This is a genomic window from Octadecabacter temperatus (assembly GCF_001187845.1).
Taxonomy (GTDB): domain Bacteria; phylum Pseudomonadota; class Alphaproteobacteria; order Rhodobacterales; family Rhodobacteraceae; genus Octadecabacter; species Octadecabacter temperatus.
The window spans coordinates 2443340-2461885 of the sequence record NZ_CP012160.1; the positions used below are offsets into that span (position 1 = coordinate 2443340).

The 18546-nt window shown below is 54.7% G+C and carries 14 protein-coding genes and 2 pseudogenes; 4 read left to right on the forward strand and 12 right to left on the reverse strand.

Annotated features, from left to right (window positions below):
* The first annotated feature begins 25 nt into the window (after positions 1 to 25).
* The 3 genes and pseudogenes from OSB_RS12285 (at position 26) to OSB_RS16865 (ending at position 2516) form a co-directional block, all read left to right on the forward strand.
* On the forward strand, positions 26 to 994 hold the full coding sequence (locus OSB_RS12285) for a hypothetical protein (RefSeq protein ID WP_049835279.1): 969 nt from the start codon (positions 26 to 28) through the stop codon (positions 992 to 994).
* A 478-nt stretch (positions 995 to 1472) separates the two neighbouring features.
* Positions 1473 to 2063 (forward strand): IS110 family RNA-guided transposase, encoded by a 591-nt coding sequence (locus tag OSB_RS12290; protein WP_234967386.1) that lies wholly within the window; start codon positions 1473 to 1475, stop codon positions 2061 to 2063.
* Between the two features lie 51 nt (positions 2064 to 2114).
* Positions 2115 to 2516 (forward strand): annotated as a pseudogene (locus tag OSB_RS16865) (transposase).
* 75 nt (positions 2517 to 2591) lie between these two features.
* Here OSB_RS16865 and OSB_RS12295 read toward each other — a convergent pair.
* From OSB_RS12295 to OSB_RS12340, 10 genes and pseudogenes are all read right to left on the reverse strand, one after another.
* Positions 2592 to 2891, reverse strand: a complete 300-nt coding sequence (locus OSB_RS12295) for an SCP2 sterol-binding domain-containing protein (RefSeq protein WP_143831263.1) — start codon at positions 2889 to 2891, stop codon at positions 2592 to 2594.
* 256 nt (positions 2892 to 3147) lie between these two features.
* Positions 3148 to 4017 (reverse strand): OST-HTH/LOTUS domain-containing protein, encoded by an 870-nt coding sequence (locus OSB_RS12300; RefSeq protein ID WP_234967387.1) that lies wholly within the window; start codon positions 4015 to 4017, stop codon positions 3148 to 3150.
* Between the two features lie 596 nt (positions 4018 to 4613).
* Positions 4614 to 6425 carry a TRAP transporter large permease gene (locus tag OSB_RS12305; protein WP_049834604.1) on the reverse strand — a complete coding sequence of 604 codons (1812 nt, stop codon included), beginning with the start codon at positions 6423 to 6425 and terminating at the stop codon, positions 4614 to 4616.
* A 3-nt stretch (positions 6426 to 6428) separates the two neighbouring features.
* Entirely contained in the window at positions 6429 to 7112 is a 684-nt protein-coding gene (locus tag OSB_RS12310) for a TRAP transporter small permease (RefSeq protein WP_049834605.1), read from the reverse strand.
* A gap of 112 nt (positions 7113 to 7224) precedes the next feature.
* Positions 7225 to 8235, reverse strand: a complete 1011-nt coding sequence (locus OSB_RS12315; protein ID WP_049834606.1) for a DctP family TRAP transporter solute-binding subunit — start codon at positions 8233 to 8235, stop codon at positions 7225 to 7227.
* Positions 8236 to 8458: 223 nt separating this feature from the next.
* The gene (locus OSB_RS12320) at positions 8459 to 9697 is read right to left on the reverse strand and encodes a sigma-54-dependent transcriptional regulator (protein ID WP_049835281.1); all 1239 of its coding nucleotides are present in this window, start codon (positions 9695 to 9697) and stop codon (positions 8459 to 8461) included.
* Positions 9694 to 11502, reverse strand: coding sequence for a sensor histidine kinase (locus OSB_RS12325; RefSeq protein WP_327196179.1), 1809 nt, complete (start codon positions 11500 to 11502; stop codon positions 9694 to 9696). The genes OSB_RS12320 and OSB_RS12325 overlap by 4 nt, the downstream gene beginning before the upstream one ends.
* A 359-nt stretch (positions 11503 to 11861) precedes the next feature.
* A pseudogene (locus tag OSB_RS12330) lies at positions 11862 to 12493 on the reverse strand (tyrosine-type recombinase/integrase).
* A gap of 702 nt (positions 12494 to 13195) precedes the next feature.
* Positions 13196 to 15337 (reverse strand): esterase-like activity of phytase family protein, encoded by a 2142-nt coding sequence (locus OSB_RS12335; protein WP_049835282.1) that lies wholly within the window; start codon positions 15335 to 15337, stop codon positions 13196 to 13198.
* Between the two features lie 137 nt (positions 15338 to 15474).
* A complete protein-coding gene (locus OSB_RS12340; RefSeq protein ID WP_049836157.1) occupies positions 15475 to 16617 on the reverse strand; it encodes an alpha-D-ribose 1-methylphosphonate 5-triphosphate diphosphatase in 1143 nt (380 codons plus the stop codon).
* A 49-nt stretch (positions 16618 to 16666) separates the two neighbouring features.
* On the opposite strand from OSB_RS12340, the gene OSB_RS12345 reads away from it, so the two are divergent.
* Positions 16667 to 17338, forward strand: a complete 672-nt coding sequence (locus tag OSB_RS12345) for a DUF1045 domain-containing protein (RefSeq protein ID WP_049835283.1) — start codon at positions 16667 to 16669, stop codon at positions 17336 to 17338.
* Here OSB_RS12345 and phnN read toward each other — a convergent pair.
* Together phnN and phnL are read right to left on the reverse strand one after the other, a co-directional pair.
* Positions 17320 to 17865 (reverse strand): phosphonate metabolism protein/1,5-bisphosphokinase (PRPP-forming) PhnN, encoded by a 546-nt coding sequence (gene phnN, locus OSB_RS12350; RefSeq protein ID WP_049835284.1) that lies wholly within the window; start codon positions 17863 to 17865, stop codon positions 17320 to 17322. The two genes, OSB_RS12345 and phnN, sit on opposite strands and share 19 nt — an antisense overlap.
* Positions 17862 to 18545, reverse strand: a complete 684-nt coding sequence (phnL, locus tag OSB_RS12355) for a phosphonate C-P lyase system protein PhnL (protein ID WP_049835285.1) — start codon at positions 18543 to 18545, stop codon at positions 17862 to 17864. Before phnL ends, phnN begins: the two co-directional genes overlap by 4 nt.
* Position 18546 lies beyond the last annotated feature (1 nt).

Genomic DNA, 18546 nt, shown 5'->3' on the forward strand with positions numbered 1-18546 from the left:
AACATTTTTAAGTAAGGATAATCATATGTGGGATTTCAACTTTTCTACGGCATTTGGCCTAATGCGCAAAACGGCGCCCTTTCTGATATTCCGCATCGCCGTCTATTTCGGCATCGCTATGGCCTATGTTCTTGTTACAGGAACAGGAGCTGGCATCGGTTATGGCGTTGGTGGCTTCGGAGACGAAGATTTTCGCGTCAGCGCCACAGCTTGGGGCGGCGCAATCGGTCTCGGGGCAACTGCTGGGGTGATCTATCTGATGCGTGAGTACCTCCTCTACGTCGTCAAGGCAGGTCACATTGCAGTTATGGTCGAAGCTTTGGATGGGCGCGAATTGCCAAAAGGAAAGGGACAAATCTCATACGCTAAAACCATCATCACGGATCGTTTCGGCGAGGCGTCCGTCTTGTTTGCTGTCGATCAGTTGATCAAAGGGGTAATCAAAGCGATCACGGGGCTTGTGCAGGGATTGTTGTCCATCTTGCCCATTCCTGGATTAGATAAAATCATGGCAATTGTGCGGGCCTATTTGCGATTGGCGGTTGGCTTGATTGATGAAGTTATTTTGGCCCATGGTATCCGCACCCGCTCCGAAAACCCTTATGCCTCGGCAAAAGAGGCATTGGTTCTATATGGGCAAAACGCCAAACCCATGATGAAAAACGCGGCATGGCTGACGCTGTTTACTTGGGGTCTCTCGATTATCGTATTTCTTATAATGTTGGCACCGGCAGCGGCTATTGTTTACGTCATGCCCGGTGCTTGGTCAGCTGGTGGTATGGTTTTTGCTTTGCTGTTCGCGTGGGCCGTGAAGGTCGCGGTAATCGAACCGTTTGCCATTGCCTGCCTGCTTCAAGCCTTTTTCAAAGTGACAGACGGTCAGGCGCCGAACCCGGAATGGGAAGCCAAGATCGACAACGCCTCAGCAAAGTTCCAAGCGCTGGGAGAAAAGGCAAAAACGTGGGTTACGGGCGGTGCCGAGGCAAAGATGTGACTTCATGCGCTAAAGCCTGCATTGAAGAAACAGCTGGTTTAGTAGGTTAACGCGCTCCGACTATTCATTCTGGGTATGGTTTCGAGCTTTCCGTAGACCGAACATTGGCGCACGCTGCAGCATCGGTCAAAGTGGGCACGATAATCGACGTTGATTGCTAGAGTTTTCCAACGCATTTATGCGTCTGTTAAACGGGCTGTACCGCTACGACCTAAGATCGGTACTGATGGCAGTATTGTGCAGTCTTCATCGCGACAACTTACCGCTTTCGTCGCGTTCCGGTCACCCAAGCATTTTGCAGCATCATGTACACTGGGCTCGAAGCAGACTTCAGCTGTTCTGCAGCATCCATCAAACGGACACCCGCAGTCAGCGGATGCTCACGGCCCAAAACGGATGAGGTGGGTGGCTCCTGCTCCACCGGCATCGAATGTGCCACAATGCAGTTACTATCAACTGTTAGGAAAGGAGCCACCCAATGTCAGTAAAGACAGTCGGCCTCGATTTGGCCAAGGATGTTTTTCAAGTTCACGGTATTTCTGAGAACGGTCGCGTGATCTTTAACAAGGCAATCAAACGCGCAAAGTTGCTCGCGTTCTTCGAGAATTTATCCGCCTGCATAGTCGGTATAGAAGCCTGTGGGTCGTCCCATCACTGGGGACGCACTTTGCGCAAGCACGGTCACGATGTAAGGTTGATGCCCGCAAACTACGTTAAGCCTTATGTTAAACGCGGCAAGACAGATGCGGTTGATGCGGAGGCAATTTGCGAAGCTGTCAGACGGCCAACGATGAGGTTTGTCGAAATCAAAACGGAGGACCAACAGGCCGTTCTCTCGATCCATCGCACCCGCGACCTCACCGTTAGGCAGCGTACACAGTTGGCCAATATGATCCGTAATTTGCTGCGCGAATTCGGACATATTTTACCCTTAGGCGTTGAGGCGGTAACTGCCTTTGCAACGCGCCATCTCGACGGTGATCAACCAGACATGCCCGATATCGCCAACGGCATGCTTGGTATGCAGTGCTATCAGTTCATTGGATTGAACGAACGTATTGCAGGATAATCCAAGATGATTCAGCAGCACGCTCTTTCGAGTTCTGATGCACGCAGGTTGATGCGCATGCCGGGCATTGGCCCAATCACGGCAACTGCGATTGTTGCGACCATCGGCGATGCCCAACAGTTCCGAACAGGTCGTGACCTTGCCGCTTGGCTCTAGCTAACCCCTCTCAACAAGTCCAGCGGAGGAAAGGAACGATTGGGCAAGTTTACGAAGAAGGGTGATCGCTACATTCGCAAACTGTTGGTCGTTGGCATGACGTCTCGCGCGGTGATGGCAAAACGTTCACCTCATCAAAGGTTTCTTACCACCACGACTATGATGAACGAATTCGGTCAGCCGCGGAACGCGCTTCTTCTAAAGTTGAAGGCAACGGGCGTGATGCCGTTTAGACCAAACGGAGAGAACTTCGGTCAGCTATATCTGCGTCGAGACATCGAGGCTATGTTGAGTTAAGGCTCGCAACCGGCCCATAGCGGACATTGGCATCGATGTAAGTAGCTTCAGCGCAGCTTCCCCAAACCAGATATTCTATTCTTGGGTGCTCAAAACCTCTCCAATTTTGAGCGCCTTCATCGGATTTCCATCAACTTTTAACTGGCGCATCATGAACGCCTTAGCAGGGCTCTTCGAACCCATTGCTATGTCGTAGAACACTCGAACGTCGGCTGTCAGAGTAATGTCAGCGACCTGATCACTCTCTATTGCTCCAGTTTCATCCACATAGAGCGTTGCGGTGTCTGGCATAACGAGCCGTACGCTGCCTTTGATCCGATTTCTGGAGCGTTTACTAACGAGTTCTATTATTTCAGCTTTAGTAGGTGCAGTCACGGTGGTCTCCCTTGACAGGAGTGGGCGCAGCTTCCGAAGGCTGTGTCCAGTTTGACGCTGGGTAGCTACTTGGAATAGTTTGTTCGGCCCAAACCGGCCAGTGAACAAATCAATTTTATGCTGCAAAGCGGCCCATCATTGCGGACATTGGCGCGTCCCGCCGGAACGCTAAGTTCTCGCACTATTCTGATCGCTGGATTGATCTTTCAACAAGATCGTTCACATGCATCTGCGCCTCGATAGAAGTCGAAGTAATTCAACTTGATTTCTCGACGCTCACCTTTTCCCGATAGCAAGGTGTGAGGTGACCATCCCTTTCCAGACGCCGAATTTCTAAGACGGGTGTCTCATGCACGACCTGCCGCCAACTTCCGCATCCATACTTGGCAGGTAGTTGCTCAGGGTACCGCTTGGCTACCCAACTCCCAGCCTCAGTGACAGATGCCCACCCATCCACAGCCAACGCATAGAATGCTTCTCGCAAGGCGCTGACGATGTCAGAGGCCTCCCAATTTACTTTTCCATCGGGGGAATTGCCGTTGTCGAAGAAGTCGATGATCGCTTCTGACTGCAAGACCTCAGACATCGCCTGCCGCGCTTTCACCATTGTGTCAGCCCATTGCTTAAGTTGTCCAAAATGCCGGTCAATGAGGGTATATGCTGAGATCAATTTTTCTTGCGCGCCACGGCAACCATCCGAGCTCCAAATGTCGTTTTGATCGGTAAAGTGGTGAACCAGATTGTTCCGCAGACGCACCAATTCTCTCAGTTCACTCTCGACCTGGACGAACTCTGCGGCCGGTAAGACAAGCTTTATCTGCATCGCGAACCAATTGACGTTCTCAGGGGAGTTAGTCTTCGCCTCGTCGTTGGAGCTGTTTTCACCAGCAACAACATACGATCCAAGTAGTTCGCCGACCACGGTACCAAGCGTCTTAGTGGCTGTGCGGTCAAACTGCGCGGACCGTGCTTGCTCCAAGGCATCCATCGGCCCCGAGAGCTTATGTTCCGCCAACATGGCTTTGATCAACCGCTCATATTGTTGTAGCCGGAACATGCACCTCCCCAGCAAGCGCTGAACGTCTTGCTGAAGTGTGCGCAGTTCATCGTCGTTTGACATCGTCATAGAATAATCCGGCTTCAATCCCACTAACATCAACCATATTCTGATACGAGATGTGATGCAGCTTGTCATTCTGCTGACCCCGAATTCATTCCCTAGCTCCGGCAATACCGGCCCATAGCTGCCTTTCGCGCAAGCTCTCGACGCTGCGGCGCAGCTTCCCCAAAGCGGACATTGGAGCAGGTGCGCAGCATTTTGATAGGCTAGAGGTCCGCTAAGCGGACAAAACGGACTTTCGAGACTTTTTTACCCAATGGCTGCTTATCCTATGCTTCTTACGCAGCGAAACGCGGCATGGGCGGTAACCGGACTTTCGCCGCAGGTGAGAAACTTGATGTCAATTCAGGAAGAAGCGGACCTTCAGCGTAAAAATCTGAACGAGGTGCAGAGAAGGACTGCAAAGAGCCCATATTGATCAATACTACGGACCCCCAAAGTGCGGGATACGCGTCCAAACGACGTGTATGGTTTGTCGGCCGAAGAAGTGCTCTGCCTAACCACGAGACCGAGACCGAGAACCAATAAACGCGTTCCTTAGACATCCAAAAAGAAATGGCGGCACCATGGTGGGCGCCGCCAGTCTGTTTCGATCGATGTGCTTAGTTCGTGATGATCTCTGGTCCCATGTAGGCCGTTGGCAAGACCGTCGACAGCCACGGGATATAGGTGACCATGATTAGGAACACGAACAACACCGCAAGGAACGGCAGCGCAGCGCGTACGACCCGCATCATCGACATGTTTGCCACGCCGGACGTCACAAACAGGTTGAGGCCAACAGGAGGTGTGATCATCCCGATCTCCATGTTTACCACCATGATGATGCCCAAATGGATCGGATCAATCCCAAGCTGAATGGCAATCGGGAACACCAATGGTGCGACAATCACGATCAAGCCGGATGGTTCCATAAACTGGCCACCGATCAACAGGATGATGTTGACGATAATCAAGAACGTGATCGGTCCCAATCCAGCGGCCAGCATGGCTTCTGTGATGTGCTGCGGGATTTGCTCATCCGTCAGAACATGCTTCAGGATCAAAGCGTTGGCGATGATGAACATCAACATGATCGTCAGCTTACCGGCCTCAAGCAGGGTCTGCTTGGTGTCTTTGTGAACAAGTGCTGGAATGGCCATCACGATGTTCTCAAAGTTGGACCGCAGAATGGCAGTTGCGCCGATCATGACAGACTGTTCATAGCTTTCACCCGAAACGTTCAGACGTTCCGCAGCCCGAAGCATCGCGAAAACAAACACGGCAGGTGGCAACAACAGCAACATCACGGCCATCACACTTTGAATGATCTGGAAGATCACGCCAATGTCGGATGTCCATACGTTCCAGAGCGCGACAAGCATCGGCAAAATACCAAACACGGCCACTGCGCCAACGGCCAAAAGCATCTCCCAGCCCTCTTTCACCGCCTGCGCCATCAACGCACCAAGGATCAGGGCAACCACAAGGAAAATCCCAGCCGCCCAAAGCGCGATCGACATCGGGAGGTCCATGACGAAACAGCCAACGCCATAAAGGATCAGCGTCACCAGCGTGAAACCCCAAATTCGCATACCCAACAGGCCAGAATCTTCCTCGTCTTTTTGCAGCCAAGGACGCCCTTTAAGTGGACCCATGTCACGGTAGATGAAGATCGACACGATGAACGCATAGATAGATGCAATCGCCGCAGCTTCGGTTGGTGTGAACACACCTCCGTAGATGCCGCCCAAGATGACAACCATCAGGAACAAGCCCCAAGACGCGGTCAGGATGGTTGAGAAAATCTCGGACCAACCAAGCCATTCACCCTTTGGCAGGTTCTTGATGCGCGCGATGACATAGATCGTCACCATAAGCATGAAACCAGCCAGAAGACCTGGGATTACACCGGCAAGGAACATCCGACCAACGGACACATCCGTGGCAGAGGCATAAACAACCATCACGATGCTTGGCGGGATCAGGATACCAAGTGTCCCAGCGTTACAAATAACGCCGGCCGCAAAATCTTTGGAATAACCCGACTTTACCATGCCCGTGATCACAATGGACCCAACAGCCACAACCGTCGCAGGGGACGATCCGGACAAAGCCGCAAACAACATACACGCTAGAACCCCCGCAATCGCGAGGCCCCCGCGCACGTGTCCGATAACTGCAATCGCGAAATCAATGATGCGCCGTGCCACGCCACCCGTCGACATGAACGACGACGCCAGAATGAAGAACGGAATGGCCAGAAGCGTGTAGTGCCCCGCCATCGCCTGATACAGCGACTGCGCGACGCTGGCGAGCGAGCTGTCAGACAACACCAACAAGAACAGCGTTGACGACAGGCCAAGTGCCACAGCAATCGGAACACCGATCGCAAGGAAGGCAATCACCATGCCAAATAGAATTGCAACATCCATTGCTTATTCCTCCCAAGTCAGGCTTTCGCCTGCTTCTTTTACGTCGTCTTCCGCTTCATGGCTGACGATCAGCGTATCAATCTCTCCACGCACAACGCGCACCAAGGCCTGCACAAGGCGGTACAGCATCAGTGCCATTGCAAACGGAACGATTGCGTAAGGAACAAGGCGCGGCATCTTTTCGTATTCTTCGCCAAGGTTGAACGTGTTCTCGAGCCAGGTTTGGGCAAATGGGATCGGAACGTGGTCGGTTTCATACCAGCCTTGATCACGAGAGCTTTCAAAACCTGTGGGGAACCAACGTCCAGATGTGGCATCAAGCCCTGCAAATGGTGCCCAGTAATCCCAAGCACCTTTCATCAATAACACTGCATAGAAAATACAAACGAGCGCAGCGACAACAGCCATAATGCGCTTCGGTTTTGGCCCAACGATATTCAGAACAGCATCAACCCCAAGGTGGCTCACAATCTTGAAACCGTAAGAAATACCAAACAAAACCAGCCACGCGAACAGGACGAGCGTGACCTCAAGACCCCAGATCAGCTGACTGTTAAATCCATAACGTAAAACGACGTTAACAAACGTCACGAGGGTCATCAGTCCCAACAACAACGCAATGATGCTTTCTTCTAGCGTGTGAACGATCGCCCCAACGCGACCCTTCGGCTTATATGCCCCAGACATAGCGTCCTCCCCTTTTAAGAGGGGCCGGCCACATCTGCGGCCGACCCCAATTTACTGGCAAGCGTTGCGTCGAGTGTTCCGAAGAACACCGCGCATCGCCACCGGCTATCGTTTACAGTGCTGCGTTGATCGCCTGCGCCGCGTCGATGTTTTCCTGACCTACATCGTCAACGAACTGGTCCCAAACAGGCTTCATTGCTTCAATCCAAGCAGAGCGCTGCTCGTCTGTCAGCTGGCGTACAACGCCACCCGCTGCGATGATGGATTCTTTTGCTTCTTCGTTCACAGCAAAAGATTCAGCGTTACGAGTAACCGTAACTTCATCGAGGATCGTCAGGAACTGATCGCGTGTGTCCGCGTCAAGGCTGTCCAACCAGTCAACAGATGTCACGACAAGATAGTCGATAACGCCGTGATCTGTTTGTGTGGTGCCGTCCTGAACTTCAAAGAACTTCTGACCCCAAACGTTGGACCATGTGTTCTCTTGGCCGTCCACAACGCCAGTTTGCAGCGCACCGTAAACTTCGGAAAACGCCATTGGCTGTGGGGATGCGCCCATTGCTTCCATTTGCGCAACCAGAACGTCAGAGTTCTGAACGCGGAACTTAAGGCCGTCTGCATCTGTTGGCAGCTCAAGTGGAACGTTCGCTGACATCTGCTTCATGCCGTTGTGCCAGTAACCAAGACCCTGAAGACCACGGCGTTGCATGGAATCCAGCATGGCCTGACCAGCGTCAGACGCTTGGAACGCATCAACCGCGTCGATGTTTGCGAACATGAACGGCAGATCGAAAATGCGGAACTGACGCGTGAATGCTTCAAACTTGGACAAAGATGGAGCAGCCAGCTGAACGTCACCCTGAAGCATCGCTTCGAGAACTTGGTCATCATTATACAGCGTGGAGTTCGGGAAGACCTCCATGCACATCGTGCCGTCCATCTCAGCGTTTACACGTTCTTGCAGCAAAGATGCCGCGATGCCTTTTGGGTGGCGGTCTGTGTTTGTTACGTGTGCGAACTTAACAACAATTTCGTCGCCGTCGCAGCCCATTGTGTCAGCAAATGCCGCACCAGCGGACAGTGTCAAAGCAGCAATGCTTGCCGCGTTCATAAGAAATTTCATCGGTTTCCTCCCAAGGAATTGGAATCGGTCCACCCCTCCCGGGTTGACCACGGGATTAACAAACGCGGTTTTTTGCCCGCTAGAAAGCTATTCCTGTAGGATAAGGTATCTTCATGTTTTAAATTATAAAAATGGCGATACAGCTGATGGGTCACGTTTCAATTAGGTGGTTTGCCACACTAATTAGAACGCATTTGTGCGGATTTCCGCACATTCATTCAGCTTACTGTCGAAAGGCTTCCGGCTTGATTCGGTGTTTGGCCAGCTTGTCGTAAAACGTTTTGCGCGGCAGTTTCAGGACTTCCGCGGCCTCGCCAGATCGTCCCATAGTGCGCTGCAATGCTTCGATCAACAATGAGCGTTCCACTTGTGCCATCTGCTCGGCCAGTCCCAACCCTTCATCCTGCGGGGACATTATTCCCTCTTCACCCATTCCCATCGAAAAACGCATGGCGGTATTCATCAACCCTCGCGCGTTTCCAGGCCAGTCTTGCGCCATCAACCAAGCAATCACATCTTGCGTAATTGCGGGCTCTGGCAGGTTCGCTTGCTCGCAGGCCTGTGCCACATAATGCCGAAATAGGACGGGAATATCCTCCGGCCGCTCTCGCAATGATGGAACAAGCAAATGCATCAGATCCAGACGGTAAAACAGATCCATGTGAAACCGCCCCTCGGCCACGTCCTGCTTGATGTCGCGCGTCGTGCTTGACAACACGCGCACTGCACACCCCGCTTCAAGCGTTTCCAATAAGGCAAATTGAACAGCTGGCGCGAGCGCCGTGACCTCATCCAGATAAAGCGTGCCATCTTTAGCTTCGGCCAGCACTTGGGACAGATCATCAGCCGACAATTGAGCCGCGGCCCGCTTGACGAATGGGCGACTCGCCGCGCCAGACAACAAGTGGATCACTTCCGCAACTTTTGGCATGCCAGTTCCAGGCTCGCCAGTGATAAGCACCTCGACGCTGGTCCGCGCAACCGCCCGCACACGCGCGCGCAGAGCATCGGCGCGCTCTGACACACCGATCAGCATTCGTGCGGCGGCATCTCCTTTATCAAGCTCAAGCTTCAACTGGCGGTTCTCCATAATGATGGAGCGCGCCTTCCACGCCTTTTCAACAACTGCCATGAAATCCTTGGGCCCGCAGGGCTTTTCCAGAAACCCGTAAGCTCCTTTCGACATGGCCTTGATCGCCATGGGGACATCACCTTCGCCGGTCAACAAAACCACGGGCAGGTCTGGGTCAACCTTTTGGGCATGATCCAGAAGGTGAAACCCATCCTTACCCGGCATACGGATATCGGTCACGATTATCCCATCATACTCGGGATCAATGTGATCTTTGGCTTCAATGAACGAGCCTGCTAAAATCGCATTTCCCCCGGCGAGTTCAACCGTCTGCCCCAAGGCCACGCGGACATCGCGCTCATCGTCCACGATCAAGACATTCCGGCTCATGCGGCGTCCTCCTCTACGACAGCAGCGTCCAGTGTCATAGTGAATACGGCCCCTCCAGTTTCTCGATTATGGCCAGTAATATCGCCGCCAAAACTTTGCACCAACCCGTAAGATATCGACAGGCCCAAGCCCATGCCGTCGTGCCCTTGCCCGTCGGGCGTCAGCTGTTTGGTGGAATAGAAGGGATCGAAAATGCGGTCCGGCTCGACAAGTCCAGGGCCAGAGTCGCAAACGCCTAAATCCACCCGTGTTCCGTTTCGCTCGACTGTGATCTCCACTTCTTTGGCGTTGTCTTGGCCTGTCATCGCATCCATCGCGTTGCTCAAAAGGTTTAGCACCACTTGTTGCAAACGCACTTCGCCACCGCGCACCATCAATGCCCCTTCTGGCGGTGACCAGATGAGGCCAACACCTTCCGACTGCGCACGCGAATGCGAAATCTCAATCACGGCCTCAACCACAGCGCAGAGGTCCACATCCGTCATCCCGTGGTTTTCTTGTTTGGAAAAGGCCCGTAGGTTGCGAATGATCCGCCCCATTCGGCGGGCGAGTTCCGTGATACGGCCAAGGTTCTGTCCCGCAACGTCGACGTTCCCTCGTTCTAGAAAGGTTTCAGCGTTTTCAGCATAGCTACGAATGGCCATCAGTGGCTGGTTCAGTTCGTGACTGATCCCTGCCGACATTTGGCCAAGGGCCGACAGTTTGCCCGCCTGTACCAGATCGCTCTGCGCTTTTTTCAACTGCGCTTCGGTGGCGATCCGCTCGACCACCTCATGGCGCAATTCTTCGTTAATGTCCGACAGTTCAGCCGTGCGCGAATGCACTGCGGATTCGAGTTTGACATTGGCCTGAGCCAGGGTGCGGCGACGCTCGGTAGCGAGAAATAGCAGCGCGCCAAAGGCCAGACAGATTGCGGCGGTGACGCCCGCCTGTAAGCGAGCAATCAATTTAGCAGGGGCCACATCCAGCAAAGCCTCACCGGTCATTTGGATCACCGGCAGAGGTAGCGATAAATGCAGTGCCGTACGCGGCACATAGCGTTGTCCCTGCACCGACCAAAGCTGCATCCCGCGCCTATCAAGGGCCTCGTATTCGAGGAATGGCTTAAGGATATCCGGAGCAAATTCCGCACTTGCGGTGTGTATCGCACGGGACGACTCGCGCACCATAAACACAAGTTCAGAACGGTTAGAAATGAACGACACGCCGAGTTCATCGGTAAAAAACACTGTGGGCCGATCCCCCCGCCAGAGCGCTTCAACCGCATCCACATCCACGACCACAATTACCGCCCCGTTGACGGGGCCCTCGGGCGAAAAGATAGGCGCTGCGAACAAGAACGTGCGTTGACCATATCGATCATGCAAAAGGTGATAGTGTCCCAGCGCTCCGTCTAGCGCCCTTTCGAAATAAGGCTGCCTTTGATGGTTTTGCGCGCCGCTGCCTGAAGCTGAAGCAAGCTCAATCCCGGACCGCGCCACCACCAAAACATCCAGGCTTCCGGTCTTGTCGGTGATCCGGCGCAACAGAGCGGTCACATCAGCATCATCCCCAGCAGCCTTAGCCGCTACAACCGGATGATCGGCCATCAAAACTGCCAGTTCTCGGTAGCGCCCGAATTCACCAGTCAACCGATCCGACGCCAACGCCAAATCCGATTGCCCCCGCTGCCGCAGTTGATCAAGAGCTGACAAGTACCCAAACCAGCCAACCGTCATAGACACACCTGCGACTACCGCTAAGAATGCGATGATGGCAATGATCCGTGGTTGCAGCGCGTTGAGCATGACGCGAAACTTACGCAACAAGAAATGCAAAGACCAGAAAGCATATGCATATCAAGGACCTGAAAACCCGCGTTCTCACCGCTCGACCGACCCATCTCGTAACATTGGACACGATCTACCGCTTTGCATTCGGTCAACGACAAGGCAGAACAAGCTGCCAATGATTTCGAAACACGCAACTTGATGACTGTCGTTGGGCGCTAACATCTGTCACTGGCTCCACAGCTGCTAACGGCCCCAAATTTCACAAAACAGACTTCGGCATACAAATCTTGCCGTGCAACAGATCAATGTCCGCTTTGGAGAAGCTGCGACGCAGCATTGACCACACCGGCCAACGGCAGCTTTAGGCCGTCCCTTACGAACGGCCCGAAGGTTTAGATTTCAATGGCTTCCGATATTGCCAAGGCATCTTCGAGTTCAACGCCAAGATATCGCACTGTACTGTCCATCTTGGTGTGACCCAGCAAAAGCTGAACAGCACGCAAATTGCCCGTTTTCTTATAGATTTGTGTGACCTTCGTCCGTCGCATTGAATGCGTACCGAAAGCTGTAACTTCCAAACCGATGGACCCAACCCAGTCCCGCACGATCCGAGCATATTGACGCGTTGAGATGTGTAGGCGCTCGTGGAAACGGCCTGGCCAGAGAAATTCGGACCCGACCATCACGGGGTCTTCCATCCACTTCACGACCGATGCCCGCGTGCCTTCCGAAATTTCAACCGAACCGTTTTTTGGGTTTTGCTTTGCATTACGGATGCACGCGCTTTGATCTGCCCTGACGCCATTGCGTCCACGACTTTCATTTGGACCAGATCGCAGCCGCGCAATTTACTGTCGATAGCCAAATTGAACAGAGCAAGGTCGCGATGGTTCTCGGCCAACTCGAGCCGCACGCGGATTTCCCAAACATGCTTGGGCTTTAGCGGAAGCTTTTGACCGACTATACGTCCTTTGTTCCAAGCGGGTCGAAGCGCACGAATGGCCGGTAAGTTTGGTGTTTGCATGATAGATCCTCCGATCCACCATTCCCTCCCACAGCGGCAACCAGACGTTGACAGCCCTGTATATCACAAGATGTGCAAAAGCAGCGAAGGTCCGGAAGGAGCCCATTGTCACTGATGCTGCGCAGCGCACCGATGTCCGGTTCGGGGATAAGCCACAAATGGCTCTCAAAGAAACGGCCCTTAGCGGACCTTGGCGTTGAAGCTCGACGCTGCGCTGCAGCTTCCCCGAAGCGGACATTGGCGGGCAAATGCAGCATTTAGCGTAGATGGACGGCCGCAATGCGGACGAAGCTGCCTATTGCAGGTACGGCTTTCGCTGACGCAGCATTTGTTCGCAGTTGAAGCGCCGCCGTTTATTGAGCGGAACCGAATTCAACATAGCAGCCATTCAAATCCGCTCCTTAGCGTGTAACCAAGACTGCCCTTACCCTGCTGGGGGACGGATCTTGCAGGGGGCAGAACTAGCGTGTCTCAAATCCTTCCTCTCAAAGCCTGTGATGAATAGATTAAAATCGTTTCGCGCTGAAAGATGTCGGCCTTGGCCTGGGGACGCTGCGACTTAACGATTGCCTCAAACCCGATGCGGCCCAATCAATAGCCGAGGTCCGCTCGACGCCAAAAATAGGTACGGGCCTTCGAATTCCCAAAAAGGGTCCCGCGCGCAAACTGCGGCGGGGCCCATCGATATCGTGATGCGATGCGTTATTGCATGGTGACGGGGAAAAACATCGTCTCACCCGAATGATCATCTACACCGTCGTTGTCCGTGGAAACCCACATCGTGCCGTCGGTCGCGATAGCCAGACCTTCGACCTTATCGAGGACATAACCACCCGTGGATGTCAGATAGGGCAACAGATCTACAACCAGCTCAGGTTCCAGCACCGCGGGTGTTTCACCAAGTGCGACCATGCCCTCCATTGCCGACATCGGCACGCTGGTGATGATCTTGGTCACGGCGCGCGTGTCATGCTGGTTGTCGCGTTCAATGAAATACATGAAATCACCATGTGCGACGATTTCTGACAGGCCGACCCAACCCGTTGCCGGCTCGCTCTTGGCGTAGTGGATCACCGACCATTCTTCGGTTTCCAGATTGTAACCGAGAACCTTAGAGTGGTTTGCCGGATCATCGCGCCATTCGCGCTGCACGGCGACATAGAGCATGTCATCCACACGCGTGATACCTTCAAACCCAAAGCGGCGTTCAACGGCGAGCAATTCATTTGGCAGCGCGATATAATCCTCAATCGCGCCATCTGCACTGACGTGATAAATCGCGTGGGGCACCAAGCGGTCAGAGCGACCCTCAGAGGCGATCCAGAAGCCGCCGTCGCCGTCCAGCGCAATGCCTTCCATGTCGATCAACTGCGCAGGCTGACCTTCGCGGGTCACGCGGATTGCGCCTACGATCTGAGCCGGAGTTTGCGACACGTCGATATGAAAGATCGTGGGCTGCATGCCATAAAAGCTGTCAGACACAGCGAAGATCGTTCCGTCGTCGGCCATGACCTGACCAGAGATTGCACCCCAGCCTGTCAACTCATCCATACCTACCGAGGTCAGATGCGGATAAGTCGCCGCGGCCTCTTGGTATTCAAACAGCATGACATGAGCGCGCGCGCCCGCATCATCGACCTCGTTGGCTGAGATCAGCAAATTGCGTTCTGGGATTGTCACGTAGCCCTCTGGCCCGATGCCCGATGGCAAGAGCTGGGTCAATTCAGGGGCGGCGGGATCGGTGATGTCATAGACACCCACGATGGAGGATCGCTCCGCGCCGACAAAGACGTAAGGCGTGCCGCCAAAGACATCAAACGTAACGCTTTCGGGTTCTACGCCTTTGTTGCCAGAGCGTTCTTCTGGGTAGTGGCCTAGCGAAATGATCGCATGTTCGAAGGATACGCCGCTGTCATACACAACGTCGCCGTCTTGGCTGAAAATGGTCCAGCCGCGTGATCCGCCGTCCATGTCGCCCTCATTGGCCATGGCGAAATGGGTGTTGTCGATCCATGTGATGCTGTCGGGTTCGCGCGGGACAGTGATCGTCTGGTCGAACACCAACGCGCCCTCTTCTTCTGTATCAACGCCTTCCAGCGTCACTTCACCGGCGGAAAAGTGGCTCAGCACTTCGCCCGCGGAAGACAGCACAACGATGTAGTTGTTTTCCTGCATCGTGACGACGACTTCGTTTTCCGCGTTGATTGATACGAATTCCGGCTCAGGATCTTCTGGCGCGATATCGGCAAGGCCGGTCACATCAGCGATGCGGGCGGTGTCACACGCGATCAGGCCTCCGGCTGTCAGATCAACCATAACGACGGAACCCGCAGGCAGCTGGCCGACGCGGCCATCGCCAAGGTCTTCGTCACGCTCATTTTCGATCGCAACAGCAAGGAAAGATCCGTCAGGTGCGATGCCGACACTGTCAGGCTGACCGGGCAGATCGCAGCGCCCGACTTCCTGCTGTGTGGCTACGTCGATCTCAACCAGAAAGCCCGATGGCTCTGTGTAGTTGGCGGAAGTATTCACGCCCGCAAGCGCATAGTTCCCGATCACGGCAACTGATGTGGGCTCTCCATCCGGCATAAACACGCCAAGGGGGGCAGGATTTGTCGGGTCAGTGATATCGATGAAGCCAATCGAGGCGCCGGGGCTGTCGGTATAGACCAGCGTCATGCCGTCGGCGGTAGCTGCAATGATCTCGGCAGATGTTTCTTCGGCCTCTGGCAGGTTATCAGCGACTTGAAACGACGCAATCCGGTTGAAGTTCATGTCTTGTGCGTAGGCTGGCAGCGCAAAACAAGCGAGTGAAGATGTAGTTAGTAGCGTGCGAACGGTCATGTCTCTTTCCTATCAATTCGAGGGTCAAAGCGCGCTTGATGCCGCCTAGTCCCCGCGGGAGAAAAACATGAAGATGTAACAGGAAGGCGACGTCGCAGGCCCATAAATGACAGACTTTACGCCGCGAAGACCGCGTGTCAGGCGACGCGTGCGCCCTTTGCCCAAACGCCACGCAACACCGGGGTGCCTTGGGTGTTATTCACCCTCAAGACATCACCGCGAAGACCTGTTTGCAGGCTACCACGATCCGACAACCTTGCCGCCAGTGCGGGGGTGCGTGTCACTGTGGCAATCGCGCGTGGCAGATCGTCCCAGACATCCGCGATGCGGAAGGCAGACATCAACAACCCACCCGGCACATAGTCAGACGATAGAATATCCAGCAGGTCCGCTTTGACCAGCTCCATTGCGGCGACGTTGCCCGAATGGGACCCGCCGCGGATGACGTTGGGCGCGCCCATCATGACCGCAATACCGTGGTCGCGGCAGGCTGACGCAGCCTCGCGCGTGGTCGGAAACTCTGCGAAGCCAACGCCATTGTTGTGGCTCGTCACAACGTGATCTTGGGTCGTATCATCATGACTGGCCAAAACCGCGCCCAGCCGCTTGGCTTCTGTCACGGCACCCTTTTCGTGCGCTTCGCCAAACTGGGCCTGCAGCCTTTTCAGGTTTGCCACGTGTTCAGCGAAGTCGTTGTCATCCATCCCACGCTTCTTGGCGACATAGGTGCGCAGGGCCGTCAGGTCGCGGAATTGCCGTTGACCGGGGGTGTGATCCATCAGGCTAACGATCCCGACACGGTCATCGGGGGTGAAACGGGCCAATTCTTCGAGAAGGGTTTCCGAACAAATCTCTGCGCGCAGGTGCAGGAAATGGCTGATCTTGAAAACACCTTGGGCGCGGGCCGCCAAAAGCTCGTCGGCAACCGCGCGCGCATAATCAATATAGCGCCCTTTTCCGGAATGGATGGACCCAGCACGCAAGGCGTCAAACACGGTGGTGATCCCGACTGATGCCAATTCCGCATCATGGGCGATCAGTGCAGGCAAGTGCGGCCAATCCACTTCGGGGCGCGGCTCCATATGGCGCTCTAGGTTGTCGGTGTGCAATTCGACCAGACCGGGCATGACGAAATCACCAGCGCAATCCAAGCTACCGCTTGGCCTATGATCGCCTTCGAGAATTTCAGTTATCACGCCTTGCTCAATCGTTATCGATCCTGTCAGAAAGTGATCCGGCAAGACCAGACGCGCATTGGCGAGGCAAAGGTCATCTGACATAGAAGTGTCATCAGAGTGGTCCATAGCTTCAGGTCTAAGAGGATAATTCATGACATACACTCGTTTCGCAATTTATGACGCGCCGATCGACGACGCATTGGCCAGTTTCGGGGCGGCTTGGTTGGGCTGGGATGTTCGGACAGGCCGGGTCACTCGTCAGGCAGATGTGCCCGATTTGGATGACATTACGATGACACCGCGAAAGTACGGCTTTCACGGGACGTTGAAGCCGCCGTTTCGGCTGGCGGAGCGTCATACACTCGATGAACTGCAGGCTGCGGCCGCGGATTTGGCTGGGCGCTGTGCGCCTGCACAAAGCGGTGGCTTGCAGCTGACCACATTGGGCGGTTTTTTGGCGTTGACCCCGACGGGTAATCTGACCGCGCTGGAAAGGGTCGCCAGCGCATGTGTGCGCGACCTCGATACTTTTCGCGCCCCTGCGTCCGAGGCGGAAATGGCGCGACGTCGCAGCGCAGGGCTGAGCCCGCGACAAGAGGCGCTGATGCTGAACTGGGGCTACCCCTATGTGCTTGAGGATTTCCGCTTTCACCTCACGCTGAGTGGGCGTTTGCCCGAGGCGGATCGCACCGCGTGGATGACCACAGCGCAAACGCACTTGCCACCGTTGGCGGAGCGCTATGAGATCAACAGCATCGCCTTGTGCGGTGAGCGTTCTGATGGGCAATTTGAACTTATCCAACGCTACGCTCTCACGGATTGAAGAAGCGACAGGGCTTGCGCGATTGTTGCATCGAGCGCGCCGTCATTACTGACCGTCATTACCTTCAACTCGGATGGCAATGGTTTGCTCGCTTGCGCCAGACGTTTCGCAATCTGTGCGTCGCTTTCGCGGCCCCGCGCTGCCAGACGCGCGGCAAGTGTCTCAGGGCGTGCAGTAATGTTGAGGACACAGAAATGCGCAAAGGCCGCGTCACCTGCGGCCAACGCGGTGCGTGAAAAATTAGCGAGGCAATCTTGACCGCCCGCCAGCACAGTTTGGATGGACACGGGAATGCCGTACTGCAAGTCATGGGCACCCCAGTGAACGGCAAAATTCCCACGAGCCGCCATGTCTTCGAACTCTGCCACGCTGACGGCATCATAGTCCTCGCCGCCCAATTCCGGCGCGCGGGTAATCGTGCGCCGCACTAGGTGCAGCGATGGATCTGCCGCGGCGAGCCCTTCCATGACGCTGTCCTTGCCTACACCGGACGGGCCGACAACCGCTATGAGGCGCCCGTTTTTCATGCCGCAATTCCGGGCGTAAATTGGCTAACGTCGATTTCACGGTCGCAGACACGGACGCGGGCGGCTTCATCGTGAAATATGCCGATGATAGCAGCACCTCGGGCTTTGGCCTCTTCGATCAAGGACAAAACAACCTCGCGGTTGGCGGCATCAAGGCTGGCCGTTGGTTCATCAAGCAGCATCGCTGGATAAGGGTGGGCGAAGCCGCGTGCGATGTTCACGCGTTGCTGTTCACCGCCCGAAAAGGTTGTGGGTGACAAGGACCAAAGCCGCTGTGGGATATTGAGTTTGGCTAACAGTTCTTTGGCACGGGCCTGCGCATCTGTCGCGCTGGCACCCACGGCGCGCAGCGGTTCGGCGACCACATCCAACGTCGGCACACGCGGCACGACCCGAAGGAATTGGCTCACGTAGCCAAGCGTTTCACGGCGCAAAGCGATAACATCGCGCGGTTCAGCCTGCACCACGTCGGTTCCACCGATCAGGATTTGCCCGGCCTGCGTAAGGTAATTGCCATAGATCATCCGCATCAGCGTCGATTTGCCAGCACCAGAAGCACCAGTCAGCGCCACGCATTCGCCGAGCCCCACGGACAATGACACATCGTTGATGACCTCAATTACCGCACTGCTTTGATTGTGTAGCGTAAAGGTCTTGGACACGTTTATAAGGTCTATCATT